Below are 17242 nucleotides of genomic sequence, written 5' to 3' on the forward strand. Positions count from 1 at the left end.
TTGAGTTTACTGGGGTTGATCTTGTTTTGAAGACAAATAATGTACAGTCTGTTATAAAGGCGATGAAAATATTTGAGGAACTGGTTTATTGTGGTGAACCATTATCCCTAACCAGGCTTAGTGAGAAGGTAGGTTTAAATATCAGTACAGTTCACAGGCTTGTTAATACCCTTTTACACTTAAACTATGTTGAACAGAATAAAGAAGGTTTATATAAACTGGGATTACTAACATATCAAATGGCAGAACTTATAAACAGGGATTTTGATTTGAGGGAGGTAGTAAGACCCTTTCTTGAGGATATTGTTAGACAATTTAATGAAACTTCTAACCTGGTTGTTTTCGAGAATAATCAGGTTGTTTACCTGGATCAGGTTGAATCTAATAATATGGTCAGGATGTTTGCCAGTGTGGGTAGTAGGGGACCGGCTTATTGTACCGGGGCAGGTAAGATGCTTTTGTCATATTTAAATGAACAGGAACTGGCAGAGTATATGCAAGAGACTAATTTTGTTTCACACACTGAAAATACCTTTGCCAATCCAGGAAAATTAAAGCTTGAACTCCTTAAGATAAAAGAGCAGGGCTATTCCCTGGATCTGGAGGAAAGAGAGATAGGGGTGCGCTGTCTATCAGTTCCTATAGAAAACAGAGAAGGCCGTGTATTGGGGGCTTTAAGTATATCTGGCCCATCAGCCAGGATGACTATGGAATTTATTATGTTAGAACTGCTCCCGGTATTACGAAAAAAGACGGAAAAAATCAAAGAAAAGATTAGATGAATTAAAGACAAATAGTTTATCAGCTAAAACAGGCAGGAAACTGCCTGTTTTAGTATTCCTGCTCAAGATATAATGCTGCTAAGAAGCTATAAACAAAAGATTAAATGTATATTTTTGGGAAGATTAACCCCTGATATTTAATATCAGGGGTTTTTACTATACTTATTATGGTATCTTAAATAAAAATCATGTGTATTATTTTGACTTTTTTTATACACGACTTACCGTTAATGACAAAAAAAGCCCCGTTAAGGATAGAAAACAGCCTAAAATGACAAAAAAAAGACCTTTTGTAAAAAATTGACATATATCAGGGCATTGTGTAAAATATAGATAAATAATCAGTCTTGGTCTGGTAAATATTTATCTATTACATAAAAAGCAAGCGGGTGTAAGGCTAGTACCTCTGCTAAAAGTCCTAAACTACCAGCAAATAATAAGTTGTAATAATTAGCAAAGCTGAACATAATCGCTAATGAAATTAAAAACCAGCAAATTACTATTAGCAAGGATATTGTTTTTAGTTTTCTCCGCCTTGAAGGGTCTTTGATAGGTTGAATAGCTGTATCAGCCGGGGCATATTTATTAATTAGGAGTAAACTTAGTATAAAAACAAAGACTAACCAGCTTATTAAGTATTTTGCAGGTATGCTGACTAAATTTACAAGACAACCTATGCTGATAAATACTAGTAAGGAAAAGATATAACACAAAAAATAGCTGGGCATATGAATACCACCGGCATAGGGTCTTAAGATTAAAAAGACTACAAGAGCTATCGTAACCGGCCAGAACATATTTAAGAAAGATGAGACTAAGATAAAACTGATTATTTCGATCAAGAGGTAAAAAATAACCTGACAGCCATAGTCAATGGAAGAGGTCTCTTCCCGAGAAAGGTCTAGTTTTTGATTAAAATAGTCAGCAATCTGTTTGGAAATTGTTTTTACCATGATTATCAACTCCTTTATATGCTATATTTCTATATTTTCTATAAAAATCCTTTTTAATAAGGAAGGAGGGAGAATAAATGTTGAATCTGCTTAAAAAAATAATTATGGGTGTTAGTAAGTTTAACAGTAGTACTAATTGTGATGGATTTTTTTTCCAACCCAAAAAACCTGAATAAAGAATAGCAAAAAAAATCAGCCCTTTTATATAAAAGGGCTGATTTTTTTTGCTATAATAAAAGGGAAAAATAAACTTTTGTAGAATTATTAATTTAGGTTGCTTGTCTTGTAAAATAATATTTTGGAGGTATTTTTATGGAATCTGTATCCTCTTTCCTTATTTTTTTGTCCTTGATAGAAAATTTCCTGCGGTTATTAATTATTTTCACACTCCTTAATCTATCAATTAAGGATATTAAATTTTTTCTGTCTTTTACTATAGTGGCTTTCTTACAACTGTTTTTTAGGGGTTTTGCTGTTACTCCCCTTTCTTTATTTTTCTTAAGTTTTTTTGTATATGTAGGAATATTGATAAAGGTATATAAGAAAAAGCTAATTATTAGTGCTATTACAACTGGTTTGGTCTTAATGTTTTATACTTTGTTGGAAAGTATCTTAGTTCCTTTACAATCATTAGTTTATAATGTAGATTTAGCTGTTGTAGTTAAATCTCCCCTGTTACGTATATTGTTTTTTTTACCACAGGTTTTAGCAATGGTAATTACTTTTTTAATTATAAAAAAATATAATATTAACTTTGAAAATTACTATAACATAATTGATGACGAAGAATTAGCAGTAATGAGTGATGAGGAGATAGACTTAACTGAGGAGAAAAGGATTTCCTCTACGATATTTCTGGCCTCTGTTTTCCTGATTATTCAGGGTTTATTTATAATTACCTCTAACTGGAGTGGGCGGATATTTGCCTTTTTTGGGGAAAATTCAATTTTTAATTCTCCGCTCTTTGTTAATCTGATTGTGATACTCCTTACCCTGGTTTTACTCTATTTATTACGGTATCTGGTTCAGACATTACTAATCCAGCGGAATGAGATCATTAAAAGGGTGCAGGAAAAGAATGCCCAGCGTTTAAGTTGGGAGCTTAGAATGCAGTATCATGATTATAACCACCACCTGGGAATGATTAATATGATGTTAGCCATGAACCAGGTCGATCAGGCTAAAAGGTACCTGAAGGGTGTTGTAGACGAGTTGGAGAGTGTAGAAGAGATTGTCAGGAGTGGTAATGAGGCCTTGAATGCCCTGCTTTATAGTAAGATAGCTAGGGGAAATAAAAGAGAGGTTCCTGTTGAGATTTTACTGGAGAATCCGGTTTGTCCGATGAAGGTGACTGATTGGGACCTGAACAGGATCATAGGTAATCTGCTGGATAATGCCATTGAGGCTTTAGAAGATATAGCTAATGATAAAAGTGTTAAACTTACTATCAAGGGTGGTAGTGATTATAATCTCTTTAATGTAAAAACTTTTGGCATAGTTATAGATGATGAAAAAGAAGCCCGTATCTTTGAAAGGGGATTTACCAGCAAAGGGGAAGAAGGGCATGGTCTGGGGCTGGCTATCTGTAAACAGCTTGTTGACCGTTATGATGGTAAAATATATATAAACAAGGATGAGGATAAAAACTATACCGCTTTTGTTGTTCTACTGCCAGCACTGGGATAGAGAATAAATAATAATAATACATACTTAAGGTCTTTCCATTAAGCTTATGGGGGAGATAACGATGCCTAGATTAATTATTTGCGACGATGACCCGATGATGCTGGAGCTGCTGGAGGAATTCTGTAAGGAACTGGGAATGGTAGATGTTGTTGGAGTAGCAGGGAATGGTATTGAAGTCCTTAAGCTGGCTAAAAAGAAAAGACCGGATATCCTACTGCTGGATATTGATTTACCAGATATTAATGGAATAGAGGTTGCCAGAATCTTAACAGGCAATGATGACTTTTTAAAGATTATTTTTATAAGCTGTCATGATGATTATTATGCAGAGGCCTTCAGGTTATATGCCTATGATTATATTAGTAAAGCAAGTATTACCGAGAGGCTACCTAAAACCTTTAAAAAGATTATAGACGATTATTTCAGGGTTAATTATCTGCAAAATGAATGTAGAATATCTATTAGTGCCAAAGGGAAAGACTTTCTTCTTGATGTTGACGAACTTATTTATCTGCAGAGTTTGGAAAGAAAACTTAAGATAGTAAGTGAGATACACAGTCTTATAATTTATGGGACATTACAGGAATGGGCAAATTGTCTGCCTATTAATTTTTTTCAATGCCACCGTTCATATATTATAAACCTGCAGAAGATTGCTGTATTTAATCGTAAGGAACATAATATGCTGGTAATGAGTAATGGGGATAAAATACCGGTAAGTCGGAGGAGGTCTTCCCGCTTAAAAGGAGAGATTAATAATATAGTTTTAAATGCCTGAGACCTGGATAATAAAAAAAGCAGAGGAAGTAAATTCCCTCTGCTTTTTTTAAATTTATAAGGCTTTTTCACCTTTCTCACCGGTTCTAATTCGTACAGCGTCTTCAATAGCTGTAATAAAGATTTTTCCATCACCGACACTACCGGTTTTGGCGGTTTCTACAATGGTTTTAACTACTTTGTCAACCAGGTCATCATTAATAACCAGTTCTACACGAATCTTCTCCCGCAGTCTAATACGGTAAGTGACACCACGGTACATCTCTTCATGACCCTTTTGACTCCCATAACCCCTTACCTCAAAGATATTCATACCACTAATACCTATGTCTTCTAACCTGTCAATTAAAATATCAAGTTTTGCTGGACGTATAATAGCTTCAATCTTCTTCATTATGCATCCCCCTTACTACTTGTTAATAAGAAATCTGGATAAGACACAGCACCATGTTCAGAGTAATCTAAGCCTGATAATTCATCCTCTTCAGGAACACGCAGTCCGATAACAGCATCAATAGCCTTAAATAATACATAGGCCAGGCAGAAGGCCCAGATGAAAACAGAGACTACACCTTTAAGCTGTGTGGCAAGTAATGATAGCCCACCACCATAGAACAGACCGCCATCCAGGGCAAAGAAACCAACAGCTGCTGTACCAAAGGCTCCGCAGACCCCGTGTACGGCAATAGCCCCGACGGGGTCATCGACATGAATCTTATCGAAGAACTCTACCGCAAAGACAACAATAATACCGGCAAGGGCACCAATTAAGATTGCCCCTATATTGGCTACACTGGCACAGCCAGCTGTAATACCAACCAGTCCTGCTAGGGCTCCATTAAGAGTCATACTGACATCTGCTTTACCATACTTAATCCAGCTGACTACCATAGACAGGGTCGCTCCCGCAGCGGCAGCCAGGTTGGTTGTAACTGCTATTGAACCTATACTCAGGTCAGTTCCGGCAACTGTACTACCAGGGTTGAAACCAAACCAGCCAAACCAGAGGATGAAGACACCCAGGGCGGCCATTAAAAGGTTATGACCTGGTAAGGCATTGGCCGAACCATCTTGATTGTATTTACCAATTCTGGGACCGAGGACTATAGCACCGGCTAGAGCAGCCCAACCGCCGACAGAGTGAACTACAGTAGAACCGGCAAAATCAACCATATTTGATAACCAGCCACCACCCCAGATCCAGTGTCCGACTACTGGATAGATAAAACCACTAATTACTATACTGTAAATAAGATAACCACTAAAATTAGTCCTTTCAGCCATTGCCCCGGAAACGATTGTTGCTGCAGTAGCTGCGAAAACTGCCTGAAAAATCCAGAAGGCCATTAAAGGTATTTCTAATCCCAGATTGGTAAATGAATCTGTTAGGAAGAAACCCTTACTACCAATAAATGCATTACCGGCACCAAACATGAAGGCAAAACCAACAGCCCAGTAGATAAGGGACCCTGCTGAAAAATCCATCAGGTTTTTCATGATAATGTTCCCTGTGTTTTTGGCCCTGGTAAAACCTGCTTCAACTAGAGCAAAACCAGCCTGCATGAAAAATACTAAGAAAGCTGCTAATAAAGTCCAGATTGTATCGATTGCAATTTGATTGCTTTTAGCAGTAGGTTCTGCTGCCATAACATTTAGACTAAATACCAACAAAAACAATAATACGAATAATAATGTTTTTCTCCTCAATAGACTCTCCTCCTAAAAAATGATGTAATGTTTATGTAAATTATATGTTATAAAATAGGATTAGTCAATAGTAATATAAAAAAATATAACATGATAATGCCGCAAAATACAGAAATTCTGATATATTTGTATACTTGGTATAAAAATGGAATATATGATCATTTAACTTTAATGATCTTAATAAAATAATTTAATGACAAAATCAATTTCTTTTGAATAAGATAGCAATTAGCGGGGGGGGAACAAATTTCCTGTATTATTATGTTAATTACGGGTTTAGCTAAGGAGGATATTAATTAATGGAGAAAAAGATAAGTATGGTTGTAGATGAACTGCTTGGTATACCATATCTCCATAATGGTAGGTCTGATCAGGGTCTGGACTGCTGGGGGTTAATTTATTTATTTTTTAAGAAACTTGGGTATACATTACCGGTTAATGATGGTGGAATAATACCAGATAACTGGTATAAAGTGGACCCAGAGCGTTATATCAAGGGACTCAGGTCGCTGGGGGATGAACTTGGTTATTATGAAAACCTGCAGGTGCTTGATATTCCCTATTTCCGTTTATATAGACAGGTGGTTACCCATACAGCTGTAATGATCAGTGAAGATGAATTTCTTCATGTACTGATTGATAAAGAGGTACAGATAGATACTATGAAAAAAAGGTACTGGAGGAGAAAATATGCCGGGGCAATCAGACTGGATATATAGGGGGGATGATGACTGCCCGCTTTAATTAGCGGGTTTTTTTTATGCTTTTTTACTTACTTATGATATTTTTTTGTTAAAAAGAAAAAGATAGGTAGATATATGTGTTTTGCAGAATAGTGCAGGAAAGAAAAAATTACAAGAGATAAATATAGAAATGGAAATAAATTGTAAAATATCTTATAAAGTTAGATAATAGAAATCTTGAAGCTATTTGTTATATCAGTTAATGATGACTTAGAAGTGATAGATTGTAATAATTATTTAACGTTCAATGGTGTCTTTGTTTATAACGAAAGTGGGGTCTGGTGTTACCTTAACTTCACTTATAAATAATTATTACAATCTATCAATAATATTAATTTGGCGGTAATTTGTAAGATTCTGATATTGCTATAAGCGATATAGTTATATTATGACTCAAACTACAGTTAAGAAAATAAACATTGATAGGTAAATATATCTATTTTATAGAAAAATAATAATAATGGCAGGGAAGAAAAAAATTACAGAGAATAAATATATAAATGCAAATATATGGAATAAAACAATCTATAACGTCAGATAGCAGATATCTAAAGCCTATCTATTATACTGTCCAATGATGATTTGAAAGTGATAGATTGTAATAATTATTTAACACTCAATGGTGCCTTTGCTTAAAATGAGAGTGGGGTCTGGTGTTACCTTAACTTCGTTTATAAATAATTATTAGAATCTATCAATATGATGACTTTTTTAGTTAAGTCCATTTGAAAGATATTAATGACTATGGATTAAAGTTTAAATAAACTTAGTTACTTACTAACAATTGGGGTACTTATTTTATTAAAACTTTAAATGACATAAGAAATAAAACAAAAGAAGGTGGGGAGGTAAAAGAGTGGGTGTAGTAAGGGAGAAGAAGAAAATAGGCTGGCCAGTCATTATCTTAATTATCCTGGCCCCCTTTATTTTACGCTTTGCTGTAGGGTTATTTACAGGGCATGATATTGAAGATGTTAGGGTAAAGATAGAGGAGCATCTTTATGAGAAATATGGGGAAGAGTTTGTGGTAACGCAGATAGGAACTAGAACATTTGGAGGTAAAAAATATTATCAGGCCAAAATTTATCCAAAATCAATAATAGGAACAAACAAATATGGAGATGAGTACTATTCTGCTACTGCAAGTATAGATATATTATCTTTTGGTAGATTAGATGAACCTGGTGATAGTTATGGTCGGGTAATAGCACGAAAAAAAGCACTAAAATATTTAACACCTAAAATAAAAGAGATATTTGGAGAAAGGGTTAGATTAAAACCTAAAATAACATATCATACTCGTAATAAATATGGTGTAATGGTGGGTTATTTAACTCCGGATTTTGATATGGCATTGAGGAAAAGCATAGAAGACCCTGAAAATAATAGGTTAGAACTAGATTTAGATGTATATATTTTCAAACGTATAGAAAATGAAGAGGAGAAAGAAGAGAGGAGGAAAGAGATATTTGAACTTGTTCAGTATTTAAAGGAAGAAGGGTTGTTTGAGTATCTGGAGATGAGAATTTTTTTTATTGATGAACGGGTTTTAGCGCCGAGTTATACTAAAGTAGCAAAAGAAATATATAGTTCTTGCAAAGTCAAAGAACAAGTAGATGGTCAAAAAGGGAGGGCGGTAAAATTACCACCCTTAGAACTAAGGGAGAAGGTGTCAAAAGTTTTACAAAAGGAAATTGATAAGATGAGTGAAAAAGAATTGTTAACCAATATGAATAAAATAAGAAAAGATCAATTGACTTATAAGAGAATAAGAAAAAATAATAATCATTATATGTCTTATATTTATTCAGAAAGCATATTAAGGGAAAGATATGGTCATGATTCAGATTATGAAAAAATAAGAGACTATGATAATGTGGGTGATGTGGTAATAACTGATAATTTGGAATATGTGTATGTTGATTAAGGATAAGGAGGTTTTTGTTATGGGTGATAATAAGCAACTATTAACACATAAAGAATTACTAACTTTTAGTAATCTGACAAACCTAGAATGGGAATTTGCAGATATAAAAATAACTAGTAATAATAATGATAAAGGAGATGTGGTAAGAGGAGAAGGTGAAGAATATAAAAAACTAAACAACCTTTTAACCCCGAAAGTATTTTATAAAGAAGATGATGATGGAGAAAGAGAATACCGATATGGTGCTAATGATGAAGGAGAACTCGAAGACGAAGAACAAGGTTTTGCCCAACTCCGCCGTAATGCAGGAATAGCCATGGAATATCTGGAGAAGATAGGTACTGATAATAAAGAAGGGGATTTTTTAAAGGACTGGGAGGTAATTTATGGTGGGGATAATTATCAGGTAGTGGCTGATTATATCAATAACAAGTGGTCAAGGCTCTGCCAGTTTTTAAACTCTATTGATGAGACACTGAATCTGGATGAAAGGGAAAAGATAGACCCGGGAAGGGAAAGTATTGAAGATTTATTTGTTATATCAGTTAGTGATAACTTAGAAGTGATAGATTGTAATAATTATTTAACGTTCAATGGTGCCTTTGTTTAAAACGAAAGTGGTGTCTGGTGTTACCTTAACTTTACTTATAAATAATTATTACAATCTATCAATATTATTATTTTAGTGGTGATTTTTAGAAATTAGTTTAAAGTCATAATATAGCTGTAATCATTATAGTTATTTTAGGGTTTTAAACTATAGTTAAAGAAACAGATAAGAAGGATGAGTCAGCTTATTTTATTTCTCAAAGAAAAAGTATCAATAGGAAAATATATCTATTTTACAAAATGAAATAATAATAATGGCAGGGAAGAAAAAAATTACAGAGAATAAATATATAAATGCAAATATATGGAATAAAATAAAAGAGGGAGAGGGAGGTAAAAGAGTGATAGTAAGGGAGAAGAAGAAAATAGGCTGGCAAGTAATTATATTAATTATCCTGGCTCCCTTTATTTTACGCTTTGCTGTAGGGCTATTTACAGGTCATGATATTGAAGATGTTAGGGCAAAGATAGAGGAGCATCTTTATAAGGAATATGGGGAAGAGTTTGCAGTAGATAGAATAGGAACAAGAAAATATCCTGATGGGAAAACTCGATTTATAGCAAGAATATATCCTAAATCAATAATAGGAACTTCTAGAGAAGGAGACCCATATTATTGTGCTCAGGCAGGTGTAGAAAAGAAATCTTTTGGTCGTTTAGGAAAGGTAGGAGCAGGTTATGAAACAGTCCAGATAAAATTAGAGGCAGAAAAATATCTAATAGATAAGATTAAAGAGATTTTTGGGGAAAGGGTATTGTTAAAGCCTGATGTTAAATATGAGATACGAAAAGAAGGTAATGACTATTTTTCCTGGCAAATTGTATCTGGATTTGAAGAATTATTAGAAAAAGTAAAATCAGACCCTGAAAATAATAGATTGTTACTCGACCTGGATGTATATATCTTTAAACGCATAAAAAATGAGCAAGAAAAAGAAGAGAGGAGGAAAGAGATATTTGAACTTGTTCAGTATTTGAAGGAAGAGGGGTTGTTTGAGTATCTGGAGCTGGGTGTAATCTTTATAGATGAAAGGGTTTTAGCACCGAGTTATAAAAAATACAAATATGAAATAAGTGGCTCCCGTAAAGTGAAAGAGGAAATAGAAGGGGAAATAGTACGGATGCCGCCCAGAGACTTAAGGGAAGAGGTGTCAGGGGTTTTACAGCAGGAAGTGAATGAGATGAGTGAGGAAGAATTGTTAGCTAGTATGAGGAAGATAAGGAAGGATGAGTTGGAATATGATGTATTAGATAAATATAATGCAACATATTATGGACTTGTATATTCAGCTGGAATTCTAGAAGTTAAATACAAGTCATCATACAAAAAGTACAAGGAAAATGAGGCAATAGACCATTATTATTATAAAGATATATCAGATATTAAAATTGGGAAAAATTTGGAATATGCATATATTGATTAAAATTTAGAGAGAGGAGATATTTATATGAGTAATGAAGAATCAAAAATAACTCACAAAGAATTATTAACCTTTACTAATCTAACAAACTTACAATGGGAGTTTGTTAATTTAGAAGCAATTAAAGAAGGGAGAAGAGTAGGGGAAGATAGCGAGCAGGTACAATCCACCCAACTAAACGACCTTCTAACCCCTAAAGTATTTGTAGAAGGTTATAAAGATCCAGAGACAAAAAAAGAACCTATATATGCTTACGGAGAAGGAGAAGAAGGTATAATTAAACTCCGCCGCAATGCAGGAATAGCCATGGAATACCTGGAAAAGATAGGTACCGATAATAAAGAAGGAGATTTTCTTCAGGACTGGGAGGTTATCTATGGAGGGGATAACTATCAGGTAGTGGCTGATTATATCAATAACAAGTGGTCAAGGCTCTGCCAGTTTTTGAACTCTATTGATGAGACACTGAATCTGGATGAAACGGAAAAGATAGACCCGGGAAGGGAATCTATTGAAGATATAGCAGGGTGGAAAACGGGTATCAGGATTGGGGTAACAGGATTAAGTCTGGGTCTATCATATATGGGGGTAAATAAGAAATATACTAAAATGGTTAAAAAAGTGAGCCTGCAAGAGACAGTTAAGAAATTTTTAAGTTCAGTAGGGAAAAGCGCAGCCCAGAAGTCAGTGGAAAACCATGCTGCCCTGGCTCTTGTTATGTCAATAATCCTTTATAATAATGATCCACTTAAGCTCGCGAAAAAAATAGTTGGTAGAGGAGAAGAGGAAGTCTTAAAAAGACTAAGTAAAGAACTGGAAAGGAATATCCCTGAAAATATAGAGGGGGAAGAGATAATCTTTGATGAAAACCTTGATATGAGGGATACAGGGTTTAGAGCAGTAGTCTTCAGGAAAAAGGTAGGTAATAATCAGGGAAAAGACCAGGTAGTGATTGCTTACAAAGGAGGGAAAAAAGAAGACAAGCACGGTTTCCCCCAGGAATTTGAACTATTACAGATAGTCTATCATAAGATAAGACAGGCCAACCCTGAGGCAGAGATAAGCTTTACCGGCTATAACCGGGGGGCAGACTTAAGTTTCATCAATGCCCTGTATGCTGACTACCGTAAGGTACACACAGTAGAAAAAGGAGATAACTTAACTCAGATAGCCCAGGATAAATATGGGGATGCCAGTTTATGGGATGAAAGATTAGAACATCCCGATGGAACAGTCTATCAGGACAGAAAAATATACCCAGGTGATGAAGTCTATTATTATGACCAGACAGATAAACGTAAAAAAGCGGTCTTATTCTATAGCAGTATTGAAGAATTAAAAGACTATATCCAGTTCACCCCTGATAACATAGGCCAGGAATACAAACCCTTCAGGGTAGTTACTATCTCTGCTCTAGGCTCAGGGATTAATGACTTTGCCTCCAGGATATTAATATCTACAGCAGTAGTAATGGTTAAAATGGCCAGGGGTGCCAGTCTGGCCTCTCTTGGAATTCGGGGACTATTATTCTATAACCTGCAGCTTGCCGTTATAACCCTCATTGTCAGTCTAATATTTGAATCAGGCCAGAACTATTTAAAAAAACTTGGCTATCAGGAAATCCATGGAACCCTTAAAGACCTGAACTTATTAGAAGAAAAAAAAGATATCAGTCCTGAAGGAACAGGTCAAGAAATCATCGAAGGATACATAACAGATGATTTCTGTGAAAAACCATATATAAGCCTAGAAGTACCATATCTTGACCAAAAAGAAAAGAGATTTAAAAGAGAAGAAGTAAAGATAGACAAAGAAATTGCTATTCATATTATAAAAAATCGCCTGATAGATTTTGAGACCACTGAATATAAAGCAGTTACCCTGCGTAAAGGAGAAGAAGGAGAAGAAGAAGAAGACTCTATCTTTATTAACGCTCTCAGCCTGGGCTGGATAAGGCTGAGCAAAGAAGACGATATCTTCAAAGCCAGAAGTCTAGTATTATCCCAGGGTACACATCCATCCAGCAATAACCCCATAGCACCCGCCGATGACGGTTCCGGCTATAAAAACAGCTTAACAGACCTTGATGATATGGAGATAGTCCCTGTCTCCCAGTTAAAGAGGCAGTTAATTCAATTAGAAGGGGAATATGAACAAGCAGGTAGAGAAACAAAGGCAGATATCTACCCTGAAATCAGGGAAATAGAAGATAAAATAAACAGCCTCAAAGCCTATCAGGGAGAAATAAGAGCAGGACAGATGATGATGGCTATCATGGAAATAATAGCCGACATGCAGCGCAACTGGGAAAGGAACAGAGAAAAAATAGAAACCCTTTACTGGGATTTAGCGGCCATGTATCAGGGAGAGCAATCCATCACCATCAGTAACAATGTCTTAAAACTGGCTGGGACAATCAAAGAGAAGGAAGAAAAAGACCATACAAGGAATGATTATAATGGTGTTACAGCCAGTGAATTTGGTTTTATGCCCTATCTAAAAAAGGAAAATGGTAATATAGCTAAAGAAAACCCGGTCTTAAGAGAAGAATACAAAGCAAGTCTGTTCAAAACCCTGGTATTATACAGCAAAACAAACGTACAGTTAGATGGCAGCAATCCCAATAATCTGGTATCACAATATATGGATGATAAATTCAGTCTAAAGGATATATCAGCAAACCACAGGCATCTGTTTGGAGAAAAAGATAAAAATCAGGTTTTCATACAAATGATGGAAAACATCGGGGAATATATTGCCTGGGATATGGAAGGAGAAAAGCATGTGGGATTTAACCATTATGAAAGCTTTCTCAAGGAAGTACAGGCCCAGCCCGAACTACTGGAAAAATACTATCAAGAAAACGAAGAAGACAAAGATGAATGGAACCCCCTGGGTGTTTTATCACGAAATAAGGGGTCGCTAACACTTAATCCGAAGGCAGCTGAGAAAGCAGTCATGGAATATAAATATAACCCCAATGATTTTATCAGGGGAGGGGTAATGGAGCTAACTATTAGTAAACCCCTCTGGGACCCAACTAAAGTAGCTTTCAAAGAAACACTGGATATAAAGTCTTTTTCTAGAGACAATAGTACTGTTCAATATTTTATTAAGAATACAGATATTGATATGGATTGTGAAACAAGGGAACGTGTGAGAATAGCCAAGAATATAGTCAATGAAAAGAGGATAAATGATGATATCTTAATTTAGGAAAATTTAGGTAAAGGGGGGAATAGAGATGAGTGGGGAGCAGAATTTAGTCTTAAAAAAGCTCTTTGGAATGGATTGTGAAAGGGAATTAGTTGATTCAATAGAAGAACTAAAGCTAAGTGGAGAGGAAGAATTAAAAAGTAGAAGTGATAAGTATGAAACAGAGAAGAAAATAATTATTACTTATGAATTTACAAATAAACAGGATAAAAACACTGCTTTATGTATAACAGCTGGAATCCCTAATGCCCACTTTGATGAGGCAGTTGTAATCTATGGAGAAGAAATAGAGCAATATGGGGATGAATATATTTATCAGCTTGAAGGCCATGCCCTGGCCGGTTCCTTAGTCCAATATCTTGGTTTAATGTCAGAGGGGGCTGGCTTAAACTATCAGGTAAAAACCTATAATAGTTTGGGATTAGAAAACTGCCTCAAGTTCAGGGGTAATGAATTTTTTGGCTATAAGCTGGGTCTATTACAGCACATTGATAATATAGTTAATCAAAAAGAAAGCTATAAAATGAATAGTATGTCTTTATTTTTATCTGCCTTAATCGATGAAGGGGTAATAAAATATAGTGAAGGAGAAGCAGGTGATTATGGTAATATAAGTAGTGAATTTAGAAAAAAAGGGGATGAAAGATTAGATACCAATAAAATAAAAGGGGTACTAAAAAAGATACTTATTGAAAAACTGGAAAAAACTGAAGAAGAGGCTAAGAATTTAGTAGATGAAAACTTTAATCCCAGAATAATTGAACGTAAGATGAACCTGATTGATAATTATAAGAAATATAATGAGCGAAAAGAAGAAGATGAAAAAATAATTAATTATATTTTATCTGATAATATATTGGCTGGATTATATCAACATACAGGCATAAGGCATATTATTGATATAGATTTTCAAGCTGGCCGATCATCTGATGAATTATGTTACTTACTTAAAATACTGGAAGAAGATAATATCGATAATTTGCTGGAATCCAGTGATGATTTATTTGCCCCCTTTGTATTACTAACAGAAGAAGACAGTAATCGGGAGCTTATCAATAGATTTAAGAAAAAACCCCAATTAGGTGAGATAACAAATAGAATAAATAATGAATATTTAAAGGCCTTAATTAAAGACATAGTCTTAGATATAATGGCTATTGATAAGAACCTGATAAAGGAAATCTTTAAAATATCACAGCGGAAAAATAAGACAGAAATACAGGAAATAGTGGAGGACAGGCTGTATTATAGTATGAAAGAGCGGGGGATTATTAAAGAAGATGAATTACATTATCATTCATATCTGTTAGAGCAGGAACCAGAACTATTTACTGAAATGAAAAAAACCTATCCCCTGGATAGGGCAGTAATCAAACAGTTTGAAAAAATGAGAACAGCAGAGATTACCGCTCTCTGGGAATGGAAACTAAGCGCTGATGATATCTTCCTTATTCTAGGGAGTCAAATTGACTCAGAAGAAGTAATAAAATACCACAGTTCAACAGGTGTTTTCAATAACCAGAGGGAAGAGATAAGACTGGAACTTGACCAGCCATCACAAAATAAAATTTATGGCAGCAATGGAAAACCAGCCAATTATCAGAAGATATATGACCATGATTATCATTATAAAGAGGAAGGGGCCTATAACTTCTCCTCCCAACAGGGGGCAGGTTTTATCATCCTCAGTACCCATAAAAATCCGGAACAGGGAATAAAGATAGATGGCCGGGATATTTCTGGACAGTATGAGGAGAAAGACAGAGAGGAAGCTAATATTGCCGGCCGGATTAAAACACTGCGTGATACCTACTTTGGTAAAAATATCATCTTGAGGGATAAAAAAACAACATATGGTCAGTTAAGTGGTGATTTAATCTATATCTATGGCCCTCAGAAAGAAGACGAGCTTATCATTGAAGGTTTCCAGAACGGAGACTATGGTATTACCCTAAGGGAGAAAGTCCGGCAGCAAGAAGATGATAAACAGGCGGTTACCTATACAGCCTATCATAAAGTAAGGTTTGACTGTGTAGAGTTTGTAGACCTCAAGGAAATGGTCATAGAAAAATCCATCTATGAACACAGCAGAGTAAAGATAGCCGGGGTTATTAAAGATGAAAACGCCGAGAAATACCGGGACTATCTGGAAAAAGAAGCAGACCCCAGGATTATTATCACTTATGATGATGATGACAGTAAAATACTCTTCAAGGGTATTATCAATGACTATAACATAGACTATAAATATTTTAACTATTACCTGGAACTATGGGCAGTATCATATACTATCCTCCTTGATAGAGAGAGACATACCAGGGTATATCAAAACCTGGGGACAAGCTATAATCAGGTCTGTCAAAAACTAAGTACAGCCAATGAGAAATTTAATATCAATTTTGCCAGAAGCAGTGCAGGAGAAGTCCCTTTAGTATCAGAACAATACCCCCTGGTCTTACAACACAAGGAAACCGACTGGGAATTTATTAACAGGATAGCCTCTTACCTGGATCAGGTACTAATAGTAGATGACACTAAAGATGACAATGAAACTATCAATATCCAGCTAGGCTTTCATTCAGCCCAGGCAGTTGAACTTAACAATGATAACTGGGCCAAGTGTAAAGATACAGGGCCTAAAAACACTATTTACAGGTATTACAAAGTCTACCAGCATGAACACTTCAGGTCAGACCATGTCTTTGAAGTAGGCAAAAACGTAGAGCTGCTTATAGACCATGAAAATAACACTACAGTAGAAATGGGTATTATCAAAAACAAAATATACCTGCAAAAGGGTATCCTCTACTCAGAACTAACCCTGGCCAGAGAAGAAAATATAAAAATTCTCAATAAACAGAGGAAATTTTTGATGGAAGGCAGGAGTTATCGGGCAGAGGTTAGGGAAGTCAACCAAAAACACCAGGCCCAAGTCAGTTTTATAGACATTGAAGATGATTATCAGACAGATAAGGCCCACTGGTTTCCTATAGATAAGCCATATACAGCGGCTTACAGTTCTCCTGACATAGGGGATATAGTAGATATCTACTTCAGGAACAAAAACGAGAAATATGCTACCTTAAAAAGCAGTACCACAGATGAAGCAAGAGAGATAGAGCAGAACCCTGCTGATAAAACAATCAGAACCCCTGGGGGCTATATTATAAAACTAAACAATGGTTCGATATATATAGCTTCTCCAGAGGAAGAGGCAGTACTGGAAATAACAGCAGAAGAAATCAAGATGACCAGCAGTGATAATCAAGCAGTAATCAAGAAAGGTGAAATAGAACTTAAGAATGAAAAAGGATATGGTAAGCTGTCCAAAACTGGTAGTGAAATAGGCTTTGGGAATAAGAAGGTTGAGATTAATAATGGTAAGGTGAAGTTTATTTAGCTGTAATATTGTGTTTAAAAT

General features: G+C 35.3%; 13 protein-coding genes. 10 read left to right on the forward strand and 3 right to left on the reverse strand.

Annotated features, from left to right (window positions below):
* The first annotated feature begins 26 nt into the window (after nucleotides 1–26).
* Entirely contained in the window at nucleotides 27–782 is a 756-nt protein-coding gene (locus D7D81_RS05490) for an IclR family transcriptional regulator (RefSeq protein ID WP_286170252.1), read from the forward strand.
* A gap of 341 nt (nucleotides 783–1123) precedes the next feature.
* On the opposite strand, the gene D7D81_RS05495 is transcribed toward D7D81_RS05490, so the two are convergent.
* A complete protein-coding gene (locus D7D81_RS05495) occupies nucleotides 1124–1735 on the reverse strand; it encodes an accessory gene regulator ArgB-like protein (protein WP_125988062.1) in 612 nt (203 codons plus the stop codon).
* 77 nt (nucleotides 1736–1812) lie between these two features.
* Here D7D81_RS05495 and D7D81_RS05500 point away from each other — a divergent pair, with 77 nt between their 5' ends.
* The 3 genes from D7D81_RS05500 (at nucleotide 1813) to D7D81_RS05510 (ending at nucleotide 4199) form a co-directional block, all read left to right on the forward strand.
* Nucleotides 1813–1911, forward strand: a complete 99-nt coding sequence (locus D7D81_RS05500; protein WP_125988064.1) for a cyclic lactone autoinducer peptide — start codon at nucleotides 1813–1815, stop codon at nucleotides 1909–1911.
* 136 nt (nucleotides 1912–2047) lie between these two features.
* Complete coding sequence (locus D7D81_RS05505) at nucleotides 2048–3421, forward strand: sensor histidine kinase (protein ID WP_125988066.1); 1374 nt, start codon at nucleotides 2048–2050, stop codon at nucleotides 3419–3421.
* 61 nt (nucleotides 3422–3482) lie between these two features.
* Nucleotides 3483–4199, forward strand: coding sequence for a LytR/AlgR family response regulator transcription factor (locus D7D81_RS05510; RefSeq protein ID WP_164522125.1), 717 nt, complete (start codon nucleotides 3483–3485; stop codon nucleotides 4197–4199).
* A 54-nt stretch (nucleotides 4200–4253) separates the two neighbouring features.
* On the opposite strand, the gene D7D81_RS05515 is transcribed toward D7D81_RS05510, so the two are convergent.
* Together D7D81_RS05515 and D7D81_RS05520 are read right to left on the reverse strand one after the other, a co-directional pair.
* Nucleotides 4254–4592, reverse strand: coding sequence for a P-II family nitrogen regulator (locus D7D81_RS05515; RefSeq protein WP_125988070.1), 339 nt, complete (start codon nucleotides 4590–4592; stop codon nucleotides 4254–4256).
* Entirely contained in the window at nucleotides 4592–5845 is a 1254-nt protein-coding gene (locus tag D7D81_RS05520) for an ammonium transporter (protein WP_125991947.1), read from the reverse strand. The genes D7D81_RS05515 and D7D81_RS05520 overlap by 1 nt, the downstream gene beginning before the upstream one ends.
* Nucleotides 5846–6204: 359 nt before the next feature.
* Between D7D81_RS05520 and D7D81_RS05525 the strand changes: the two genes are divergently transcribed.
* The 6 genes from D7D81_RS05525 to D7D81_RS05550 all read left to right on the forward strand — a co-directional run bounded on the left by D7D81_RS05525 (nucleotide 6205) and on the right by D7D81_RS05550 (nucleotide 17221).
* On the forward strand, nucleotides 6205–6624 hold the full coding sequence (locus D7D81_RS05525) for a C40 family peptidase (RefSeq protein ID WP_125988072.1): 420 nt from the start codon (nucleotides 6205–6207) through the stop codon (nucleotides 6622–6624).
* Nucleotides 6625–7504: 880 nt separating this feature from the next.
* A complete protein-coding gene (locus D7D81_RS05530; protein ID WP_125988074.1) occupies nucleotides 7505–8575 on the forward strand; it encodes a hypothetical protein in 1071 nt (356 codons plus the stop codon).
* 19 nt (nucleotides 8576–8594) lie between these two features.
* Complete coding sequence (locus tag D7D81_RS05535; protein ID WP_125988076.1) at nucleotides 8595–9185, forward strand: hypothetical protein; 591 nt, start codon at nucleotides 8595–8597, stop codon at nucleotides 9183–9185.
* 253 nt (nucleotides 9186–9438) lie between these two features.
* Nucleotides 9439–10608, forward strand: coding sequence for a hypothetical protein (locus D7D81_RS05540; protein WP_205739345.1), 1170 nt, complete (start codon nucleotides 9439–9441; stop codon nucleotides 10606–10608).
* 24 nt (nucleotides 10609–10632) lie between these two features.
* Entirely contained in the window at nucleotides 10633–13821 is a 3189-nt protein-coding gene (locus D7D81_RS05545) for a LysM peptidoglycan-binding domain-containing protein (RefSeq protein ID WP_125988080.1), read from the forward strand.
* A 28-nt stretch (nucleotides 13822–13849) separates the two neighbouring features.
* On the forward strand, nucleotides 13850–17221 hold the full coding sequence (locus D7D81_RS05550; protein ID WP_125988082.1) for a hypothetical protein: 3372 nt from the start codon (nucleotides 13850–13852) through the stop codon (nucleotides 17219–17221).
* The last annotated feature ends 21 nt before the right edge of the window (nucleotides 17222–17242 follow it).

This window comes from Halocella sp. SP3-1, from assembly GCF_003953885.1.
GTDB lineage: Bacteria > Bacillota > Halanaerobiia > Halanaerobiales > DTU029 > Iocasia > Iocasia fonsfrigidae.

What these genes read in the sequence shown, in the direction of transcription:
- D7D81_RS05495 (WP_125988062.1), bottom strand. Translation starts at nt 1,735, where the DNA reads ATGGTAAAAACAATTTCCAAACAGATTGCTGACTATTTTAATCAAAAA.
- D7D81_RS05500 (WP_125988064.1), top strand. Translation starts at nt 1,813, where the DNA reads ATGTTGAATCTGCTTAAAAAAATAATTATGGGTGTTAGTAAGTTTAAC.
- D7D81_RS05505 (WP_125988066.1), top strand. Translation starts at nt 2,048, where the DNA reads ATGGAATCTGTATCCTCTTTCCTTATTTTTTTGTCCTTGATAGAAAAT.
- D7D81_RS05510 (WP_164522125.1), top strand. Translation starts at nt 3,483, where the DNA reads ATGCCTAGATTAATTATTTGCGACGATGACCCGATGATGCTGGAGCTG.
- D7D81_RS05515 (WP_125988070.1), bottom strand. Translation starts at nt 4,592, where the DNA reads ATGAAGAAGATTGAAGCTATTATACGTCCAGCAAAACTTGATATTTTA.
- D7D81_RS05520 (WP_125991947.1), bottom strand. Translation starts at nt 5,845, where the DNA reads ATGGCAGCAGAACCTACTGCTAAAAGCAATCAAATTGCAATCGATACA.
- D7D81_RS05525 (WP_125988072.1), top strand. Translation starts at nt 6,205, where the DNA reads ATGGAGAAAAAGATAAGTATGGTTGTAGATGAACTGCTTGGTATACCA.
- D7D81_RS05535 (WP_125988076.1), top strand. Translation starts at nt 8,595, where the DNA reads ATGGGTGATAATAAGCAACTATTAACACATAAAGAATTACTAACTTTT.
- D7D81_RS05540 (WP_205739345.1), top strand. Translation starts at nt 9,439, where the DNA reads ATGGCAGGGAAGAAAAAAATTACAGAGAATAAATATATAAATGCAAAT.
- D7D81_RS05545 (WP_125988080.1), top strand. Translation starts at nt 10,633, where the DNA reads ATGAGTAATGAAGAATCAAAAATAACTCACAAAGAATTATTAACCTTT.
- D7D81_RS05550 (WP_125988082.1), top strand. Translation starts at nt 13,850, where the DNA reads ATGAGTGGGGAGCAGAATTTAGTCTTAAAAAAGCTCTTTGGAATGGAT.